The 17,823-nt window shown below is 61.6% G+C and carries 13 protein-coding genes and 3 pseudogenes; 9 read left to right on the top strand and 7 right to left on the bottom strand.

Features of this window, described 5'->3' with window-relative positions; genetic code table 11:
* Nucleotides 1–18 precede the first annotated feature (18 nt).
* From coaBC to B4968_RS02780, 3 genes are all read right to left on the bottom strand, one after another.
* On the bottom strand, nt 19–1,287 hold the full coding sequence (gene coaBC, locus B4968_RS02770) for a bifunctional phosphopantothenoylcysteine decarboxylase/phosphopantothenate--cysteine ligase CoaBC (protein ID WP_083096395.1): 1,269 nt from the start codon (nt 1,285–1,287) through the stop codon (nt 19–21).
* A gap of 72 nt (nt 1,288–1,359) precedes the next feature.
* Nucleotides 1,360–2,256, bottom strand: a complete 897-nt coding sequence (locus B4968_RS02775) for a ChaN family lipoprotein (protein WP_083096397.1) — start codon at nt 2,254–2,256, stop codon at nt 1,360–1,362.
* Entirely contained in the window at nt 2,253–3,131 is an 879-nt protein-coding gene (locus B4968_RS02780; RefSeq protein WP_083096399.1) for an RNA polymerase factor sigma-32, read from the bottom strand. The genes B4968_RS02775 and B4968_RS02780 overlap by 4 nt, the downstream gene beginning before the upstream one ends.
* Before the next feature lie 381 nt (nt 3,132–3,512).
* Between B4968_RS02780 and cobU the strand changes: the two genes are divergently transcribed.
* The 4 genes and pseudogenes from cobU to B4968_RS02800 all read left to right on the top strand — a co-directional run bounded on the left by cobU (nt 3,513) and on the right by B4968_RS02800 (nt 7,016).
* A complete protein-coding gene (gene cobU, locus B4968_RS02785; RefSeq protein WP_083096402.1) occupies nt 3,513–4,031 on the top strand; it encodes a bifunctional adenosylcobinamide kinase/adenosylcobinamide-phosphate guanylyltransferase in 519 nt (172 codons plus the stop codon).
* Nucleotides 4,028–4,609 carry a histidine phosphatase family protein gene (locus B4968_RS02790; RefSeq protein ID WP_083096405.1) on the top strand — a complete coding sequence of 194 codons (582 nt, stop codon included), beginning with the start codon at nt 4,028–4,030 and terminating at the stop codon, nt 4,607–4,609. The genes cobU and B4968_RS02790 overlap by 4 nt, the downstream gene beginning before the upstream one ends.
* Before the next feature lie 58 nt (nt 4,610–4,667).
* A pseudogene (locus B4968_RS02795) lies at nt 4,668–5,350 on the top strand (glutathione S-transferase).
* Between the two features lie 164 nt (nt 5,351–5,514).
* Nucleotides 5,515–7,016, top strand: a pseudogene (locus B4968_RS02800) (YifB family Mg chelatase-like AAA ATPase).
* A 90-nt stretch (nt 7,017–7,106) separates the two neighbouring features.
* Here the strand turns inward: B4968_RS02800 and gshB are convergent.
* From gshB to rsmI, 3 genes are all read right to left on the bottom strand, one after another.
* Nucleotides 7,107–8,048, bottom strand: coding sequence for a glutathione synthase (gene gshB, locus B4968_RS02805; RefSeq protein WP_083096408.1), 942 nt, complete (start codon nt 8,046–8,048; stop codon nt 7,107–7,109).
* Between the two features lie 84 nt (nt 8,049–8,132).
* On the bottom strand, nt 8,133–8,507 hold the full coding sequence (locus tag B4968_RS02810; protein WP_083096410.1) for a YraN family protein: 375 nt from the start codon (nt 8,505–8,507) through the stop codon (nt 8,133–8,135).
* A 1-nt stretch (nt 8,508) separates the two neighbouring features.
* A complete protein-coding gene (rsmI, locus tag B4968_RS02815) occupies nt 8,509–9,366 on the bottom strand; it encodes a 16S rRNA (cytidine(1402)-2'-O)-methyltransferase (protein ID WP_083096412.1) in 858 nt (285 codons plus the stop codon).
* Nucleotides 9,367–9,452: 86 nt separating this feature from the next.
* On the opposite strand from rsmI, the gene B4968_RS02820 reads away from it, so the two are divergent.
* The 3 genes and pseudogenes from B4968_RS02820 to murJ all read left to right on the top strand — a co-directional run bounded on the left by B4968_RS02820 (nt 9,453) and on the right by murJ (nt 14,971).
* On the top strand, nt 9,453–10,625 hold the full coding sequence (locus tag B4968_RS02820; protein ID WP_083096414.1) for a penicillin-binding protein activator: 1,173 nt from the start codon (nt 9,453–9,455) through the stop codon (nt 10,623–10,625).
* 7 nt (nt 10,626–10,632) lie between these two features.
* Nucleotides 10,633–13,418: pseudogene (locus tag B4968_RS02825) on the top strand ([protein-PII] uridylyltransferase).
* On the top strand, nt 13,415–14,971 hold the full coding sequence (gene murJ / locus B4968_RS02830) for a murein biosynthesis integral membrane protein MurJ (protein WP_083096416.1): 1,557 nt from the start codon (nt 13,415–13,417) through the stop codon (nt 14,969–14,971). The pseudogene B4968_RS02825 and the gene murJ overlap by 4 nt, the downstream one beginning before the upstream one ends.
* A 148-nt stretch (nt 14,972–15,119) precedes the next feature.
* On the opposite strand, the gene B4968_RS02835 is transcribed toward murJ, so the two are convergent.
* Complete coding sequence (locus B4968_RS02835) at nt 15,120–15,806, bottom strand: rhomboid family intramembrane serine protease (RefSeq protein WP_083096418.1); 687 nt, start codon at nt 15,804–15,806, stop codon at nt 15,120–15,122.
* 222 nt (nt 15,807–16,028) lie between these two features.
* Here B4968_RS02835 and trpS point away from each other — a divergent pair, with 222 nt between their 5' ends.
* Both trpS and B4968_RS02845 read left to right on the top strand, forming a co-directional pair.
* Entirely contained in the window at nt 16,029–17,057 is a 1,029-nt protein-coding gene (gene trpS / locus B4968_RS02840) for a tryptophan--tRNA ligase (protein ID WP_083096420.1), read from the top strand.
* A gap of 279 nt (nt 17,058–17,336) precedes the next feature.
* The gene (locus tag B4968_RS02845) at nt 17,337–17,768 is read left to right on the top strand and encodes a VOC family protein (protein ID WP_083096422.1); all 432 of its coding nucleotides are present in this window, start codon (nt 17,337–17,339) and stop codon (nt 17,766–17,768) included.
* Nucleotides 17,769–17,823: the final 55 nt, after the last annotated feature.

Below are 17,823 nucleotides of genomic sequence, written 5' to 3' on the forward strand. Positions count from 1 at the left end.
TTACCGCAGCCAGATCATTCAAAGGGATGGAACGCCCTCGGCTAAAGGCGCAGGCGCGACCCTGTCTGCGATCCGCGCCGCGAGGCGACTGGCCACCTCTGCCTTGTCCAGGCGTGGCCATTCCTCAGCGCCCTGATCCGAAATCAGGATCACCGCATTCTCAGCCCCGCCCATGATGCCGGTGGACGGCGATACATCATTGGCAACGATCCAGTCGCAGCCCTTGCGCAGGCGCTTGGCGGTGGCGTTTTCCACCACATCATTGGTCTCGGCGGCAAAACCGATAACAAGCGGCGGCCGGCCCTTGGTCATCTGCGACACAGACCTGAGGATATCCGGGTTCTCCGCAAACTCCAGCACCGGCAGGCCGTCCTTTGATTTCTTCAGCTTGCGATCCGAGGCACTGGCAACCCGCCAGTCGGCAACCGCCGCTGCGAAGACGCCAACGTCAACCGGGAGCGCCGCCTGCACCGCCGCCTCCATCTCAAGCGCGCTTTGCACCCGCACGACCTCCACCCCCTCGGGGGGCCGGACCTCGGCAGGGCCCGTGATAAACACCACTTCCGCCCCCTGATCGCGCAGAGCACGGGCCAGCGCTGCCCCCTGCGCCCCGGAGGAGCGGTTGGCGATATAGCGAACCGGGTCAATGGGCTCATGCGTCGGGCCAGAGGTCACCAGAATACGCCGCCCCTGTAGCCTGCCCTGACTGCTAAACTGCGCCGCAATAGCGGCCACCATCTCCTCTGGTTCGGCCATGCGACCGGGACCAAATTCACCACAGGCCATGCCACCCTCATTGGGGCCGACAAAATTCACGCCGTCAGAGTGCAACAGGTAGATATTGCGCTGGGTCGCCGGGTGCTGCCACATGCGCACATTCATCGCCGGGGCCAGCAGAACCGGCGTATCCGTTGCCAGCAACAGGGTTGAGGCCAGATCATTGGCATGGCCCTGCGCCATCTTTGCCATCAGATCAGCCGTTGCCGGTGCCACGACTACAAGGTCAGCGCTGCGCGACAGTTGGATATGGCCCATTTCGGCCTCGGAGGTCAGATCAAACAGGTCCCGGTGCACCGCAGACCCAGACAGGGCAGCAACGGACAAAGGCGTCACAAACTCTTCTGCGGCCCGGGTCAGAACCGGCGTCACCGAGGCCCCCTGATCCTGCAGACGCCGGATCAACTCCAATGAGTTATAGGCAGCAATACCGCCGCCAATGATCAAAAGAATTTGTTTTCCTCCAGCATCTTGCCTGCTCCTCACGCCTGCCGCTGCATCAGTTGGCATCGGGTTTGCGGCAACTCTACCGCCTCTGGCAGCAAGAGGGAAACGCTTTTGCGCGCGCCTTACGTTCCACTGCTAGTCAGGTTTGGCAAAGGCCAGACAGGGATCCCCACGGGGCGCTGCAGGACTGGAGAGGGTGATATCAAAAAGCCCCTCAATACGGCCCTCTTCGCTCTGCCCCAGGGCCAGCACCTCCAGCTCTGGCATCGCCCTGGTCAGATAGACCGACAGGCCACGGTCCCTGCGGGCATGGCCATTGCCGGTGATCACCACAACAGGTCCTCCCGCTGCCCCCTCCGCTGGCCCGCCCGCGCGCTGCAGCGCGCGCTCGGTCGCGGCTGCAAGGCTGGTGTCGCGCAGGCGCTGAAAATCCACCAGCATCGGCAACATCTCGACGGGCATCGCATTGCAGTGATTGACCAGCTGATCGGCCTCACGCCGCACCTGTTCCGCTGCCGGTAAGGCTTGATCGAGGCCAAACCGCGCTGCGTCGGCGCCAAAATGGCTGGCAACCCCCGCCTGCAACGCCGCCTGCGACGCCGCACGTGGCACCAGCGCGCCAAACTGCGGCAGCTGCCGGGCTGCGTAAAACACCGGTGCATAAAGCTCAAAGGCTGGCCAGCCAGACTCTTCCCAGTTCAGAACAGCAGAGGTCTTTGCCGCATCCTGCAACACCTCTGGCGTCAGTGTATCGGCCTGCTGCTGCGTAATCATCTCCCAGACCACCGCTGTGGGCTGCAGCGCTGTGATCAGCGCCGCCTGATTGCGATGATGCTCACCATTGTCGTGCACCTCACCCAGAATGATCACATCCGCCCCGGACAGGCGCTCTGCCACCGCATCAAGGCTCTGCGCCACAAAAGGTTCCGGTGCAGCTGTGGTGTCAGCCAATAGCCCCACAGGCATGCAAGCGAACACTCCGGCTGTGGCGGCGGCCAGAATATATCTGACAAAAAAACTATGCTTTTTCATAAAAGCAGTTTTTGCACCTCTCGCGACTGCATTTCAAGCGCTTTTCGCATTTTCAGGAAGGCCCCTGCCTCCAGTTGGCGCACCCTCTCTTTTGACAGCTGCAGCTCGCGTCCCAGATCCTCAAGCGTACGGGGAGGATCCCGCAGCTTGCGCGCCGTCACGATCAGCTGCTCGCGGCCGCTCAATCCCTGCATCGCCTCCACCAGCCATCGGCGCAACTGGCGGCGATCATGGCTGCCCTCGACAACCTCAGCCGCCTGGGCGCTGTCATCTTCCAGCACATCAATCCATTCGCGCCCCTCGGCCTCGCTGGACTGCACCGCATTGAGCGAAAAATCAGCCCCCGCAAGACGCCCGTCCATCATCTGCACATCCCTGAGCGGCACCCCGATTTCCGAGGCGATTTTCTGGTGCAGCTGGTGTTTATCCAAACGCGCCCCATCTGCCTCTGCCTGCCGTTCCAGCTGTGCCTGCACCCGGCGCATATTAAAGAAAAGCGACTTTTGCGACGCGGTGGACCCCGTGCGCACCATCGACCAGTTGCGCATCACATAGTCCTGAATGGAGGCCTTGATCCACCAGACCGCATAGGTCGAAAAGCGGACGCCACGATCCGGGTCAAACTTGTCAGCGGCCTTCATCAGCCCCAGACCGGCCTCCTGAATGAGGTCATTCATTGGCGCACCATAGCGTTTGAATTTCGCCGCCATCGAGATCGCCAGCCGCATATAGGCATTGATCAGCCGGTGCAGCGCCATAACATCGCCCTCGTCCCGCCAGGCATAGGCCAGCTGGCGTTCCGTTTCTGCATCAAGCAATTCTGCCTTCATCGCCTGCTTTGGCAATGGGTTTGCGGTCATGTGGTCAAGCGCCATGGTCTTCCCCCCGGATCCGTTCGTCTTGAGAAGCGCGGCACAGCAGCAGGTCGTGAGATTTCTGAACGTAACAAGCGGCCGGGCTCCCGCAATTCCTTCCGCAGCACAAGGCCACGGCACAGTCCCTCAGAATGAACCTCCCCCTGCCTGGGAGAGCCTGGCACGCAGAGTGCGCACCTGTTCACTGCATTTTCACTGCATCCGACACATTGGCCGACCCAGCCCGCGCGCCATGCGCGCTGTGCCCGGTATAATTCCAGGGGCATCAGCTGTTTCACTGGCTATAGCGAGGTGGGACCCTGCCCTGTCTTCGCCCTTGTTTTGAGCGCCTCCAGCGGGTACGCACAATAGCGAAACCGTTCATATCTAAGGGTAAAGAACTTGTCGGCACCTGTCACATTCATTCTGGGCGGCGCGGCCTCCGGCAAGTCAAAATTCGCCGAAGATCTCTGTATTAAGTCCCAAAAATCAAAAGCCTACCTGGCAACATCACAAATATTTGATGACGAGATGCAGCAGAAGGTAACACAGCATATCCGGCAGCGTGGTGCCGGCTGGGACACTTTTGAGGCACCCTTTGAGGCGGCGCAGATTCTTGATCAGCTCAGGCCCAACCAGATTTGCCTGCTGGACTGCGCCACCATGTGGCTGAGCAATCACCTTTTGGCCGAAACCGATCTGGCCCGGGCGCAGGCCGGGCTGCTGGCGGCCATCGAAACCTGCGCCGCAGAGCTGGTCATCGTCTCCAATGAAACCGGCCAGGGCATTGTGCCCGACAACGCCCTGGCCCGCCGCTTTCGCGAAGCTCAGGGCCGACTGAACATCGCCCTGGCCGCCAGGGCCGACTGCGTGGTGCAGGTCATTGCCGGGCTGCCGCTGGTGCTGAAAGGGGCGCTATGAAATCCCGACTGTTTTTGGTCCGGCATGGACCGACCCATGCCAAATCCATGGTGGGCTGGTCCGACCTGCCCGCCGCCCTGTCCGACACCGCCGCTCTGGCCCGGCTTGAGGCTGCCCTGCCGCCCGAAGCTCTGGTGGTCTCGTCCGACCTGATCCGCGCCGTCGATACCGCCAGCGCCATCCAGGGCCGCCGCCGCCGCCTGCCGCATCAGGCCGATCTGCGGGAAATCCATTTTGGCGCCTGGGAGCTGCGCAGCTGGAAAGAGATCGACGCCGAAGACCCGGCCCGCATCCGCGCCTATTGGGAGACGCCGGGCGACAGCACCCCGCCGGGGGGCGAAAGCTGGAACCAGGTCTGCGCCCGGGTCAATACCGCCATAGATACGCTGCTACAGGCCCATCTGGGACAGGATCTGGTGATTGTCGGCCACTTTGGTCAGATCCTGACACAGATCCAGCGCGCCGGGGGACTCAGCGCGGCGGCTGCCTTTTCTCACCGCATCGACAATCTCTCGGTCAGCGAAGTGCAATATGGCCCTGAGGGCTGGACCTCCGGGGCATTAAATCAAATATTGTGATATAATATCGCACAAATATACGATTTAAGAATTAATTACGCGCCGCTAGAGTCGCCCCATGACATATGAACTCTACATTGGTGATCGCATGTATTCCAGTTGGTCGTTGCGCGGCTGGCTCATGCTCGAAAAATTTGCAATCCCGCATCAAACCCATCTGGTAGGACTTTTTTCCGGGACCATGGCCGCCGATATGGCGCCGCTGGCCCCGGCACGGTTAGTGCCCGCGCTCAGGACGGATCAGGGCCTGGTGATTGGAGAAAGCCTCGCCATCGGTGAAACCCTCGCCGAGCAGTTTCCCACAGCTGGTCTATGGCCCCGCGCTGCGGATCAGCGCGCCACCGCCCGCTGGCTGGTGACAGAGATGGTGGCCGGCTTTGTAGCTCTGCGGCGCGACTGCCCCATGCAGCTGTCTCATGTCTGGCAGGGCTTTGCCCCTGCCGCGGCAGTGCTGGCGGATCTCGCCCGCATTGAAACGCTGTTTGCCCATGCCCGCAGCCTGTCGGGGGCCAAAAATGGTCCGCTGTTTGGACCTATAGTCTGGCAGATGTGTTCTACACGCCCATAGCAGCGCGGATCATTGGCTACGATCTGCCCGTCTCTGCCGCGACCCGCGCCTATTGCGAGATGCTGCTGGCCGACCCTGTGGTGCTGCGCTGGCAACAGCAGGCACGCGCCGTCAGCTATGCGACGGAACCCTACCAGCTGGACCTGCCGCGTGCGCCCTGGCCCATTGGCTAGATCTGTTTGCTGCAGGCCGTGACGGCCTGCGCCGCAAGCTCTCGGCCCCGGCGCGCCGCTTGCGAGAAAACAGCGCAAAATCCGCCCGGGCCACCGTTCTGTTGATGACTCCAATACCACGGTCTCTATGATTTTTTCTTGTTTGATCAAGGGAATGAGACTGCATGATCAGCCGCGCCAACACGGTGGCCTTTCACGGCATAGACGCGCGCCCCGTCGAGGTGCAATGCTCGCTGGTGGCAGGCCTTCCGGCCTTTGCCATCGTGGGCCTGCCCGACAAGGCGGTCTCTGAGGCGCGTGAACGCGTGCGCGCCGCCTTTGCGGCCATGTCAATCGCGCTGCCGGCCAAACGGATCACCGTCAATCTCTCGCCTGCAGATCTGCCCAAGGAGGGCAGCCATTTCGACCTGCCCATTGCCCTCGCGCTGCTGGCCGCCATCGGCATCATCCCGCCAGAGGCGGTGGCTGAGACCGTGGCACTGGGCGAGCTGTCGCTGGACGGGCTGTTGATGCCAGTCACTGGCGCCTTGCCGGCCGCCATGGCTGCGGCCGCTGCGGATCGTCACCTCTTGTGCCCGAAAGCATCGGCCGCCGAGGCCGCCTGGGCGGGGGATGCGCTGGTCATGGTGCCGCGAGCCTGATCGAGGCGGTCCGGCATTTTTCTGGCGAGATGCCGCTTGCCCCGGCGCGCCCCGGCGAAGTCCTCTCTGACAGCCACCCCCGCGATCTGCGCGACATCAAAGGCCAGGAACAGGCGAAACGGGCCCTGGAGATTGCCGCCGCCGGGCGGCATCATATCCTGATGACCGGGCCGCCGGGGTCAGGAAAATCCATGCTGGCGGCGCGTCTTCCCTCCATTCTGCCGCCGCTGTCGGCGCAAGGGGCGCTGGAGACCTCGATGATCCACTCGCTCTGCGGCATGATCAAGGAGGGCGGCATCAGCCGCAGCCCTCCGTTTCGCGAGCCGCATCACACCGCCTCGATGCCGGCGATTGTTGGCGGCGGACGCCGGGCGCATCCCGGCGAGATCAGCCTCGCGCACAACGGCGTGCTGTTCATGGATGCGCTGCCCGAATTCAGTCGCACCGTGCTGGAAACCCTGCGCCAGCCGCTGGAAAGCGGCGAGGTGATGATCGCCCGCGCCAATGCCCATATCCGCTACCCCAGCCGCTTTATGCTGGTGGCGGCGGCCAATCCCTGCAAATGCGGGTATCTGGCCGATGCCGCCCGCGCCTGTGCCCGCGCGCCGGGCTGTGGCGCCGATTATCTGGGACGCATTTCGGGGCCGATGCTTGACCGGTTTGATCTGCGCATCGAAATACCACCGGTGGATTTTCGCGACCTGGACCTGCCGCCCACCAGCGAGGGATCTGCAGAGGTGGCCCTGCGTGTCGCCAGCGCCCGCGAACTGCAGAGCCAGCGCTATCGTGACATGCCAGAGGTCTGGCTCAACAGCGATGCCGAGGGCGAGGTTCTGGATCAGATCACCGCCCTTACGCCCGACAGCCGCGCGCTGTTGCTGCGCGCCGCCGAGCGTTTTGGCCTGACAGCGCGCGGCTATCACCGGGTGATGCGGGTGGCGCGCACCATTGCTGATCTGGCCGCGCAGCATCAGGTTCAGCGCAGCCATGTGGCCGAGGCCCTCAGCTTTCGCCTGAACAACTAGCCTGAATAGCTAGAGGCTTGAGGCGAGAACCGGGAGCGCAGCAAGACAGCGGGCTGAAAGTCGGCCCACACTCACCTCATGCGCTGCAGGTTATCGCTGCGCGCAGCGCCCCTCGATGGCCAGCCAGATTTTTTCCGCGATATTCACCTCGTCAAAGCGCTCCAGCTCCTGAATGCCGGTGGGCGAGGTGACGTTGATCTCGGTGAGATAGTCGCCGATCACATCGATGCCAACAAAGACCTGCCCCTTTTCCTTGAGCAGCGGCCCAATGGCGGCACAGATTTCAAGGTCGCGCTCGGTCAGGCCGATCTTCTCGGGACGGCCACCAACATGCATGTTCGAGCGGGTCTCACCAGCCGCAGGCACCCGGTTGATGGCACCGACAGGCTCGCCATCGACCAGAATCACCCGCTTGTCGCCATTGCTGACGTCGGGCAGGAATTTCTGAACAATCAGCGGCTCGCGGCTAAACCCGGTGAACAGCTCGTGCAGCGAGGTGAGGTTGCGGTCATTGGCATCCAAACGAAACACCCCGGCGCCGCCATTGCCATAAAGCGGCTTCAGGATGATGTCGCCGTGGCGCGCCTTGAAGGCCTTGATGGTTTCAAGGTCACGGGCGATGGCAGTGGGGGGCGTCAGATCCGGGAAGTCCAGCACCAGCAGTTTTTCCGGAAAATTCCGCACCCAAAACGGGTCATTCACCACCAGACAGTCGTCCTTCAGGCGGTCCAGAAGATGCGTCGAGGTGATGTAATGCATGTCAAACGGCGGATCCTGACGCAGCCAGACCACATCATAGTCGGCCAGATCCACCTCTCGCATTTCCCCCAGAATAGCAGGCGTTCCCGCCACCCGCTGCACTGTCATATCCTGACCGCGCGCGGTGATCTTGCCTTCCTGATAGGCCAGCTGGTCGGGGAGATAGAAAAACAGCTCATGCCCCCGCGCCTGTGCCTCTTCCGCCAGGCGGAAACTGCTGTCGGCGTTGATGTCGACACCCATGATCGGGTCCATCTGAAAGGCGATTTTCATGCGGCTTGTCCCTTTTGCTTTGGCAATAGATGGCGCAGCTGCGACTGAGGTTCAATATGCTAAGTTCAACAACACCCTGTGCGTTCATCCCTGGCCATAGGCATTTTCCAGGATCTCGACCGCGCCATCGCGGCTCACCAGCACCACGTCGATGCGCGCCTCGCTCAACCCGCCCAGCGGTTGCTGCTCCAGATATAGGGCCGCTGACGCCTGCACCCGCTGCATCTGGCCCTCGGTGATCCGGGAGGCCGCCGCCGTGATGCTGGGGCCGGTCTTGACCTCGGTAAAAACCAAAAGCGCGCCGCGGCGCAGGATGAGGTCGATCTCACCACCCGCACCGCGCCAGCGCAGCTCTTCGACGGTATAGCCCTGTGCCTCATAGGTGCGCGCGGCCTGCGCCTCGGCCGAGCTGCCCGCAAGATGTGCGCGCAATCCGGTGGAGGCGCGGCCCTTTGCCATCTCAGTCTTCTTTCGCCAGCTTCAGGGCCATCTGATAGACCTTGCGGCGCGGCATCTCATGCGCCTCCGAGACGATGGCGGCGGCGTCTTTGACCGAATTGTCAATCAGGGCGGCGCGCAGATCGCTCTCGATGTCGCCATCGCTGACCACCACTTCGCTCAACCGGTCCACAAGTATCACGATTTCACCCTTCACAGGGGTTTCCACCAGACTGGCGGCCAGCTCCACCAGCGGCAGGCGGCGGACCTCTTCGAATTTTTTGGTCAGCTCACGACACAGCGCCGCCGGGCGATTTCCCAGCACATCGGCCATATCCGCGACCGAGGCCGCCACCCGTTTTGGGGATTCGTAAAAGGCAAGTGTTCCGGGAATCGCGCTCACCTCTTCCAGCCGTTTGCGCCGGGCCCCGGTGGCATTGGGCAGAAAGCCTGCAAAAAAGAACGCGTCCGTCGGCAGGCCCGCCAGCGCAAGGGCCGTTGTCACGGCGGTGGCCCCCGGCGCTGTGGTCACCAGATAGCCAGCATCTGACGCAGCTTTCGACAGGCCATATCCGGGGTCGGCAATCAGCGGCATCCCCGCTTCTGAGGCATAGGCGACAGATTTTCCCGCCTCCAGGGCGGCCAGCAATTTGGAGCGCGCACCCACTCCGCTATGATCATGGTAGGCGAGAACCTGTCGATCCCGCAGCGGCACCCCATGAATTTCCATCAGGCGACGCAGCGAGCGCGTGTCTTCGGCCGCGATCAGATCCGCCGAGGCCAGCACGTCGAGCGCCCGCAGCGTGATGTCACGCGCGGTGCCCAGGGGTGTTGCCACAAAATACAGTCCCGGCAACAAATTGACGATCTGATGATTCACGCTGGACCCGCCTTTTTGGTCGTTTATTATCGCCCCAGAACCAACACGGCGCAGAAGCGCCGGACAAGGGGAGTTTCAAGTTCATTATGTTTGCTGTTTTCAAACGCGCCCGCAAGGCAACATTGGTTGCTGTTGCGGCACTTTCGACATTTGCATTGACCGCCTGTGACCCGGCCTCTCTTGGGGGTGGGCCATCCATCAACACCTCAAAGCCGGTGCCCGTTGCCCTGCTGGTTCCGCGCGGATCGGCACAGTCCGGCGACAGCGTTCTGGCCCAGAGCCTGGAAAACGCCGCCCGTCTGGCGATTGCAGATCTCAAAGGCGTGCAGATTGACCTACGCATCTATGACACTGCCGGCGATCCTGCCCGCGCCGCAGCCGTAGCCACCGAAGCCGTAAATGCCGGGGCACGTATCATTCTGGGACCGGTCTATGCCGAGGCCGCCAATGCCGCCGGAATTGCCGCCGCGAAAAAGGGCGTCAATGTTTTGGCCTTTTCCAACACCAGCTCCATTGCCGGGGGCAACGTCTTTATCCTCGGGCCAACCTTTGACAACACGGCCCGCCGCCTGACGACCTATGCCAAAGCGCAGGGCAAAAGCCGGATTGTGATCGCCAGCAGCGCTGACTCTGCGGGTCTGGCGGGTCAGGCCGCCATCCGCAACGCTGCCGCGCAGTCGGGATCAACCATCACCAGCAGCATCGGCTATGAGCTGTCACAGAAAGGCGTGATCAACGCCATTCCGGAAATTCGCGCAGCCACAGGCGGCGGTGCCTCGGATGTATTGTTTCTGACCGCCACCACGGCCGGCGCTCTGCCCCTGCTGACACAGCTGCTTCCCGAAGCCGGTGTGAAACCCGAAGACATCCAGTATGTCGGCCTCACCCGCTGGGACGTGCCTGCGCAGACCCTGGCGCTTCCGGGAGTTCAGGGCGGCTGGTTTGCCATGCCAGATCCCGGCACGGCGCGCCGGTTCCGCGATCGCTATGAGGCCACCTATGGCGCGGCACCCCATTCTATTGGCGGGCTGGCCTATGACGGGATTGCCGCGGTTGGAGCGCTTGTTGGCGCCGGTAAATCCGACGCTTTGACCGCTGGAGCCCTGACACAGGGTGCCGGCTTCCTGGGCACAAGCGGCATCTTCCGTCTGCGCCCCGATGGCACCAATGACCGCGGTCTGGCCATTGCAACAATTACAGATCAGAAAGTTGTCGTCATTGACTCTGCCCCCAGCCGCTTCACAGGCGCCGGACTCTGATCCAGCCATGACAGCACAGCCCGACCAGCCCGGCCCCAGCCTCAAAGCCGGGCTGATCTGCGACTCTCTGGCCATTTTTGACCCCGCAGGGATCCAGGCCAGGATCGCCGAGCTGGCGCAGACCGTCGCGCGGGACTCACTGCGCGGCGAAACCGTCAAACTGCTGAGCGCGGCCAACAAACAGGGCCGCGCCACCATTGCTGAGGCCTTTGCCAAGGCGCCCTTTTCGGCCCGCGCCCTGACGCAGTCTTACAGCTACCTGACCGATGGGCTGGTGAGGACAGCCTTTCATGTGGCCAGCACCTATCTGCACCCGATTGCCAATCCGACCTCCGGCGAGCGCATCGCCCTGATCGCCGTTGGCGGCTATGGGCGCGGTGAAATGGCGCCCTTCTCGGACGTCGATCTGATGTTCCTCACCCCCTATAAGATCACCGCCTGGGCCGAGAGCGTTATTGAATCGATGCTCTATATCCTGTGGGATCTGCGCCTCAAGGTGGGTCACTCAAGCCGCACCATCAAAGACTGCATTCGGCTGGGGGCCGAGGATTTCACCATCCGCACCGCCATGATGGAGCAGCGCTATCTCATCGGGGATCGTGATCGTGCGTATGAGCTGGAAGACAGGCTGCGCAGTGACCTGTTCTCGCGCGATGCAACTGAATTTATTGAAGCCAAGCTTGCCGAACGCGACGCGCGCCACCTGAAACAGGGCGAGCGCTATATGGTCGAGCCCAACGTAAAGGAAGGCAAAGGCGGCTTGCGGGATCTGCAGTCGCTCTACTGGATCGCAAAATATGTCTACCAGGTGCAGGATGTGGCCGAACTGGTGCCGATTGGGCTGTTCTCGCCGGAAGAACTCGACAGCTTTACCAAGGCGGCCAATTTCCTCTGGGCGGTGCGCTCGCATCTGCATCTCGCCACCGGGCGCGCCACCGAGCAGCTCAACTTTGATCTGCAGGTCGAGGTCGCCAGCCGCATGGGCTTTAAGGACCGGGCCGGAGGGCGCGGTGTTGAATTCTTCATGCAGGAATATTTCCGCCACGCCACAAGGGTGGGCGATCTCACCCGCCTTTCTGCTGACCAAGCTGGAGGCAAGCCAGCAGAAAGGCGCGCCGCTGCTCGAGCGGATTTTCCGCCGCCGCCCCCGGGTAAAGCCCGGCTACGAGGTGATCCACAACCGGCTGGATGTGGCAGATCCTGACGCGTTTTTGACCGACAAGCTGAACCTGTTGCGGATCTTCGAAGAGGCGCTTCGCACCGGCATGCTGATCCACCCGGACGCCATGCGGCTGGTCACGGCCAATCTGCATCTGATCGACGACAGCATGCGCGCCGACAAAGAAGCCTGCCGGATCTTTCTGGATCTGTTGCTCAAGCACGGCAATCCCGAACGCGCCCTGCGCCGGATGAACGAGCTCGGCGTGCTTTCGGCCTTTATCCCCGAATTTGAACCCATTGTGGCGATGATGCAGTTCAACATGTATCACTCCTACACCGTGGATGAGCACACCATTCAGGTGATCTCAAATCTCACCGCCATCGAGAAGGGCGAGCTGGAAGAAGAGTTGCCGCTGTCGTCGGAAGTGATCCGCAAGGGGATCAACCGCAAGGTGCTGCTGGTGGCGATGCTGCTGCATGACATCGGCAAGGGGCGCGAGCAGGACCATTCCATTCTGGGCGCGCAGATTGCCCGCAAGGTGGCGCCGCGTCTTGGCCTCAACAAGGCGGACAGCGAGACGGTGGAATGGCTGGTGCGCAATCACCTCCTGATGTCGGATATGGCGCAGAAGCGCGATATTGCCGACCCCCGCACCGTGCGCGGCTTTGCCAAGGCGGTGCAGTCGGTGAAACGGCTGGACCTGTTGTTGGTGCTCACGGTCTGTGACATTCGCGGCGTGGGGCCGGATACCTGGAACAACTGGAAAGCAGCCCTGTTGCGCGCACTCTATAACCAGACCCGCGTAGCGCTGGACAATGGCATGGAGGCCTTGAACCGTGAGCATCGCGGTGCCGCTGGCAAAAAAGCGCTGCGGGCAGCCCTGCCCGAGTGGAGCAAAGCCGAGCTGAAGCGCGAGACCGGGCGGCACTATGACCCCTATTGGCAGGGGTTACACGTCACGGCGCATGTGGATTTTGCCGAGATGCTGCGTGAGCTTGAGGCGCTGAATGACCCTGGCGAAGTGGTCATTCGCCTGCACCCGGATGATGATCGCGACGCCACGCGTGCCTGTTTTGTCATGGCTGACCATCCCGGAATTTTTGCCCGCCTTTCTGGCGCTCTGGCTCTGGTCGGGGCCAATGTTGTGGATGCCCGCAGCTTTACCACCAAAGACGGCTATGTGACGGATGCCTTCTGGATTCAGGATGCGGAGGGCCACCCGTTTGAGGCCTCCCGCCTGCCCCGGCTGACCCAGATGATCCTCAAGACCCTCAAGGGCGAGGTCATCACCGGCGAGGCTCTGGAATCGCGCGACAAGATCAAGAAACGGGAAAAGGCCTTTAAGGTGCCGACCCATTTTCCATTGATACGAGGGCTCGGAGATCTACACCATCATCGAGGTCGACACCCGTGACCGGGCCGGGCTGCTCTATGATCTGGCCCGCACCCTGGCGGGCGCCAATGTCTATATCGCCAATGCGGTGATTGCGACCTATGGCGAACAGGTGGTCGATACCTTCTATGTCAAGGATATGTTTGGGTTGAAGTACCATACAAAGTCAAAGCAGGATTCCCTTGAACGCAAACTGCGCGAAGCGCTCTCTGAGGGTAGCAAACGGTCCCGCTCATGAAGCCCGTACGTCTGCTTTCGGGCTTTATGCCGGTTGGGTTCTGGACCCTGACCAGCCGAATCCTGGGCTTTGCCCGTGAGATCATGATAGCCGCCTATATCGGCCCCGGCCCGCTGCTCGACGCCTTTGTCGTGGCCTTCCGGCTGCCCAATATGTTCCGCCGTTTCTTTGCCGAGGGCGCCTTTAACGCAGCCTTTGTGTCGCAGTTCTCCAAACGCCTGGAGAGCGGCGAGGATCCGCGTGGCTTTGCCCAGGACGCCTTTAATCTGCTGACAGCCGCTGTTCTGGCGCTGGTTGGGATTGGCATGGTGTTTATGCCCGGACTGGTCTGGGTCACCGCCGAAGGCTTTCATGGCAATGAGCGCTTTGATCTTGCGGTTGGCTTTGGCTACATCGTTTTTCCCTATATTTTCTTCATGTCGCTGGCGGCACTGTTTTCCGGGGTGCTGAATGCCACTGGACGCTTTGCGGTGGCGGCGGCGGCCCCTGTGCTGCTGAATATCTTTGCCTGCGGTGCCATGATGCTGGGGGCCGCTCTGGGCGGTGAGGTGGTCAACTGGCTGGTCTGGACCATTCCGGTGGCGGGCGTGGCACAGCTGGCGCTGGTCTGGCGTGCCTCCAGCAGGGCCGGCATACGCTTGCGGCCAGGCCTGCCCAAACTGACCCCGGCCATGCGCCGCCTGATGCGCGTGGCCCTGCCAGCCGCTCTGGCCATGGGGGTCACTCAGGTCAATCTGGTGGTCGGACAGCTGGTGGCCTCGGATATTGAAAACGCGGTCAGCTGGCTGTTCATTGCCGACCGGCTATATCAGCTGCCGCTTGGGGTCATTGGCGTCGCTGTGGGGATCGTGCTGTTGCCCGATCTCACCCGGCGGCTGAGCAACGGCGATGACAGTGGCGCGCGCGCGGCCCTTACGCGGGCCGGAGAGTTCTCTTTGCTGTTCACCCTGCCCTCGGCCATTGCCTTTATCGTGGTGCCACTGCCGCTGGTCTCGGTGCTCTATGAGCGCGGCGCCACCGGCCCCGAAGACAGCGCCGCCATTGCGCTGGCCGTGGCAATCTACGGCGTTGGCCTGCCCGCGTTTATCCTGCAAAAGGTGCTGCAGCCGCTCTATTTTGCCCGCGAAGACACCCGTAGCCCCTTTTATTATGCGCTGTTTGCCATGGTGGTGAATGCGGGCCTTGCGATTGGCCTTAACCGTGTGGTGGGCTGGATTGCCCCCGCCATTGCCGCCTCTGCGGCGGGCTGGGCCATGGTGGCGCTGCTCTGGCTTGGCGCCGGGCGCATGGGCGACGCGGCGCGCTTTGTTGCCCGCTTCTTTCGCCGCACCTTCCGCATCCTGCTGGCCTCGCTCACCATGGGTGCCCTGCTGTTTTTGGCGGTGCAACAGCTCGACTGGCTCTTTTCCCTGCCAAGCTGGCGCTACCTCGCCCTGCTCGGCCTTATCCTTGGCGGCGCCGCTGTCTTTTTTAGTGCTGGTCACTTTCTGGGCGCGTTCCAACTGTCCGAGCTGAAGGCCTCTGTGCGTCGCAACAGATCCGGCACGAAATGATCCTGCCCACCGGCACGCCACAGGTGCCCGCGCCGCGCGTCAGCGCGGCGCCATGCCCAACGGAATGTGGCATTTTTAAATGCCGCCAAGACGGGCGGGAGCCCCACCTGACTGATGCGATCCGAACTGTTGTGATCCCGCGCAGGTTTTAGTCGCGACGGATATTGCGGCGAATGCGGGCCCAGCCGCCGGGCGCCAGAAAGAACGACAGCCCAAAACCAGTGGCGAAACCACACAGATCAGCCACCCAGTCTTTTTGGCCGCCAAACAACAGACTGAACAACAGCTGTATTCCCATCAAAAAGGCAATCAGCGAAAAGGCACGGCTTTGTTGCGCCCCCACCAGCGACAATTGCCGCCACAGGATATAGGTAAAGGCCCCAATCAGGCCATAAACGGCCGGGAAGCCGCCGATCAGCGGCGCAGGCGCATTCATCAAAACAGCATAGCCAAGTGCGCCACCAATGGCCGAGAGCACAAAAATGATAACCATGGCCAGATCGCCCATGACCTCGCCCACCATCTTGCCCATGGCCAGCACAAAGACGCAGACAAACAGCGCATGGGTAAAGGCACCATGCACAAAGGCATAAGACAGGAACCGGATCAGATGTTCGGCCGGCCATTGCCCGGTCTCTGCCATCCACCAAAAGATCTCGGACGAAAAGGCATAGGACTGAAAGGCCTCCAGCCGCCATCCGATCGCCTCGGGGCCCCCAATGATGCCACGCATCCCCAGCGAGAACGCCGCCTCAATGCCCATGATCACCAGCACCAGCGCCACCACCGCGGGCGGCAGTGGGTTGACGGGAGAAATATTGGGGTCGCTGCTCATAATCTACCTACTCCTTGATCTGTCCCATTCATTTGGCCCAGTAATATGCCCCAGTGATTTGGCCCCTGGATCTGGCCCACCATCTTACCCAGTGATCCGATCCATGCCTTTTAGAGGCCTGACAGCGGCTTTCGCCCGCATTCCACGGCCTGCCTGTTGACGCTGCCCAAACCCATGGGTAAGCGACTAGGGTCCATTATTCCAGACGGGAGTTTCGCCCTCATGAGCGATACGACATTCACGCCACGCGTTTTTTCCGGCATTCAGCCTTCCGGCAACCTGCACCTGGGCAACTATCTTGGTGCCCTTAAGCGCTTTGTCGACTGGCAGGCCCGCGATGTCGAGAGCATCTACTGCATGGTTGATCTGCACGCGATCACCGTCTGGCAAAACCCAAAGGATTTGCAGCAATCCACCCGCGAGCTCTGCGCGGGCTTTATCGCAGCCGGGCTGGATCCGGAAAATTCGATCCTGATCAATCAAAGCCAGGTGCCGGAACACGCGCAGCTGGCCTGGATCTTCAACTGCGTCGCCCGCATGGGCTGGATGCAGCGGATGACCCAGTTCAAAGACAAGGCCGGCAAAAATGCCCAAAACGCCTCGCTTGGCCTGTTTGCCTACCCGGCGCTGATGGCGGCGGATATTCTGGTCTATCACGCCACCCATGTTCCGGTGGGTGAGGACCAAAAACAGCACCTTGAGCTGACCCGCGACATCGCCGCCAAGTTCAACCACGACTACGGCGTTGATTTCTTCCCCATCACAGAACCGGTGATTGAGGGCGCAGCCACCCGCGTCATGTCTCTGCGGGATGGCTCAAAGAAAATGTCAAAATCCGATGTCTCGGACGCCAGCCGCATAAATATGACCGATGATGCCGACGCCATTGCCAAAAAGATCCGTAAGGCCAAGACCGATCCCGATGCCCTGCCCTCAGAGGCCAAGGGACTGGAAGAGCGTCCCGAGGCGCGCAATCTGGTCAATATCTTTGCCGCCCTGAACGAGCAGTCAGTGGATCAGGTTCTGGCAGATGTTGGCGGCAAACAGGTCTCGGAATTCAAGCCGATGCTGGTGGATCTGGCGGTGGCAAAACTGTCGCCGATCTCGACCGAGATGGCGCGGCTGATGCAGCACCAAGATGAGATCGACAAGATCCTCACCCGCGGTTCCCAACGCGCCCGCGCCATCACCGCCCCCATCCTGCGCCAGACCTACGAGATCGTCGGCATGGTGCCACCGGTCGAAATCTGACCCAGTCAGAATATGGTTGCGTAATACAAACCCGCCCGGCTCACCCTGGGCGGGTTTTGCTATTGCCGCCGCCTGCTTTCAGCCGGGCGCGACCTCAACGCACAGCTTTGACGCACAGTTTCAACGCAAGGCTTCAACGCACAGCTAGCCCCCGCGCCCAGTTCTCCCAACTGCGCTGCGGTTTATACCCGCGCGTCTCTTGAGCCAAATTCTATGGGGCCCTATCGTAAACCAGTCGGCGTGCCTCAAATGCCAAACGTCAGGAAAGGAACATGCAGCATGATTGCCTACGTCACCGTCGGCGCAGATGACATCGCCCGCGCGAAACGGTTTTACGCGGCCTTGCTGCCTGCACTTAACTACGGCTTAAAGGAGGGTCCCGAGGGGCTAAGCTATAGTCTGCCGTTACAGCCGGGACAGTCACAACCCGGTCAGTCGGGCGCCCTGCCGGATTTCTACGTCAAACCAACCTTTGATGGAAATCCGGCCACGGCCGGCAACGGTGCTATGATCGCATTTGAGGCCAGCAGTCAAAAGCAGGTTCGCAGCCTTCACTCCGCCGCCCTTGCGGCAGGCGGCAGTGACGCGGGCCAGCCGGGCTTTCGCAGCTCTTATGGTCCCCGTTTCTATGTTGGCTACCTGCGGGATCCTCAGGGCAACAAGATAGCACTGTTCTCCAGCAATCCAAAAGACCCCGGGCGGGACAACTGATACAAACCACAGGGCCAAAACAATGCACCAAAACAATGCGCCAAAACACGGCACC

Origin of the sequence: Pseudophaeobacter leonis (genome assembly GCF_002087335.1) — a bacterium.
Classification (GTDB): Bacteria; Pseudomonadota; Alphaproteobacteria; order Rhodobacterales; family Rhodobacteraceae; genus Pseudophaeobacter; species Pseudophaeobacter leonis.

Coding starts and splice junctions, on each gene's coding strand:
- coaBC (WP_083096395.1), bottom strand. CDS start 1,287: ATGCCAACTGATGCAGCGGCAGGCGTGAGGAGCAGGCAAGATGCTGGA.
- B4968_RS02775 (WP_083096397.1), bottom strand. CDS start 2,256: ATGAAAAAGCATAGTTTTTTTGTCAGATATATTCTGGCCGCCGCCACA.
- B4968_RS02780 (WP_083096399.1), bottom strand. CDS start 3,131: ATGGCGCTTGACCACATGACCGCAAACCCATTGCCAAAGCAGGCGATG.
- B4968_RS02790 (WP_083096405.1), top strand. CDS start 4,028: ATGAAATCCCGACTGTTTTTGGTCCGGCATGGACCGACCCATGCCAAA.
- gshB (WP_083096408.1), bottom strand. CDS start 8,048: ATGAAAATCGCCTTTCAGATGGACCCGATCATGGGTGTCGACATCAAC.
- B4968_RS02810 (WP_083096410.1), bottom strand. CDS start 8,507: ATGGCAAAGGGCCGCGCCTCCACCGGATTGCGCGCACATCTTGCGGGC.
- B4968_RS02820 (WP_083096414.1), top strand. CDS start 9,453: ATGTTTGCTGTTTTCAAACGCGCCCGCAAGGCAACATTGGTTGCTGTT.
- murJ (WP_083096416.1), top strand. CDS start 13,415: ATGAAGCCCGTACGTCTGCTTTCGGGCTTTATGCCGGTTGGGTTCTGG.
- B4968_RS02835 (WP_083096418.1), bottom strand. CDS start 15,806: ATGAGCAGCGACCCCAATATTTCTCCCGTCAACCCACTGCCGCCCGCG.
- trpS (WP_083096420.1), top strand. CDS start 16,029: ATGAGCGATACGACATTCACGCCACGCGTTTTTTCCGGCATTCAGCCT.
- B4968_RS02845 (WP_083096422.1), top strand. CDS start 17,337: ATGATTGCCTACGTCACCGTCGGCGCAGATGACATCGCCCGCGCGAAA.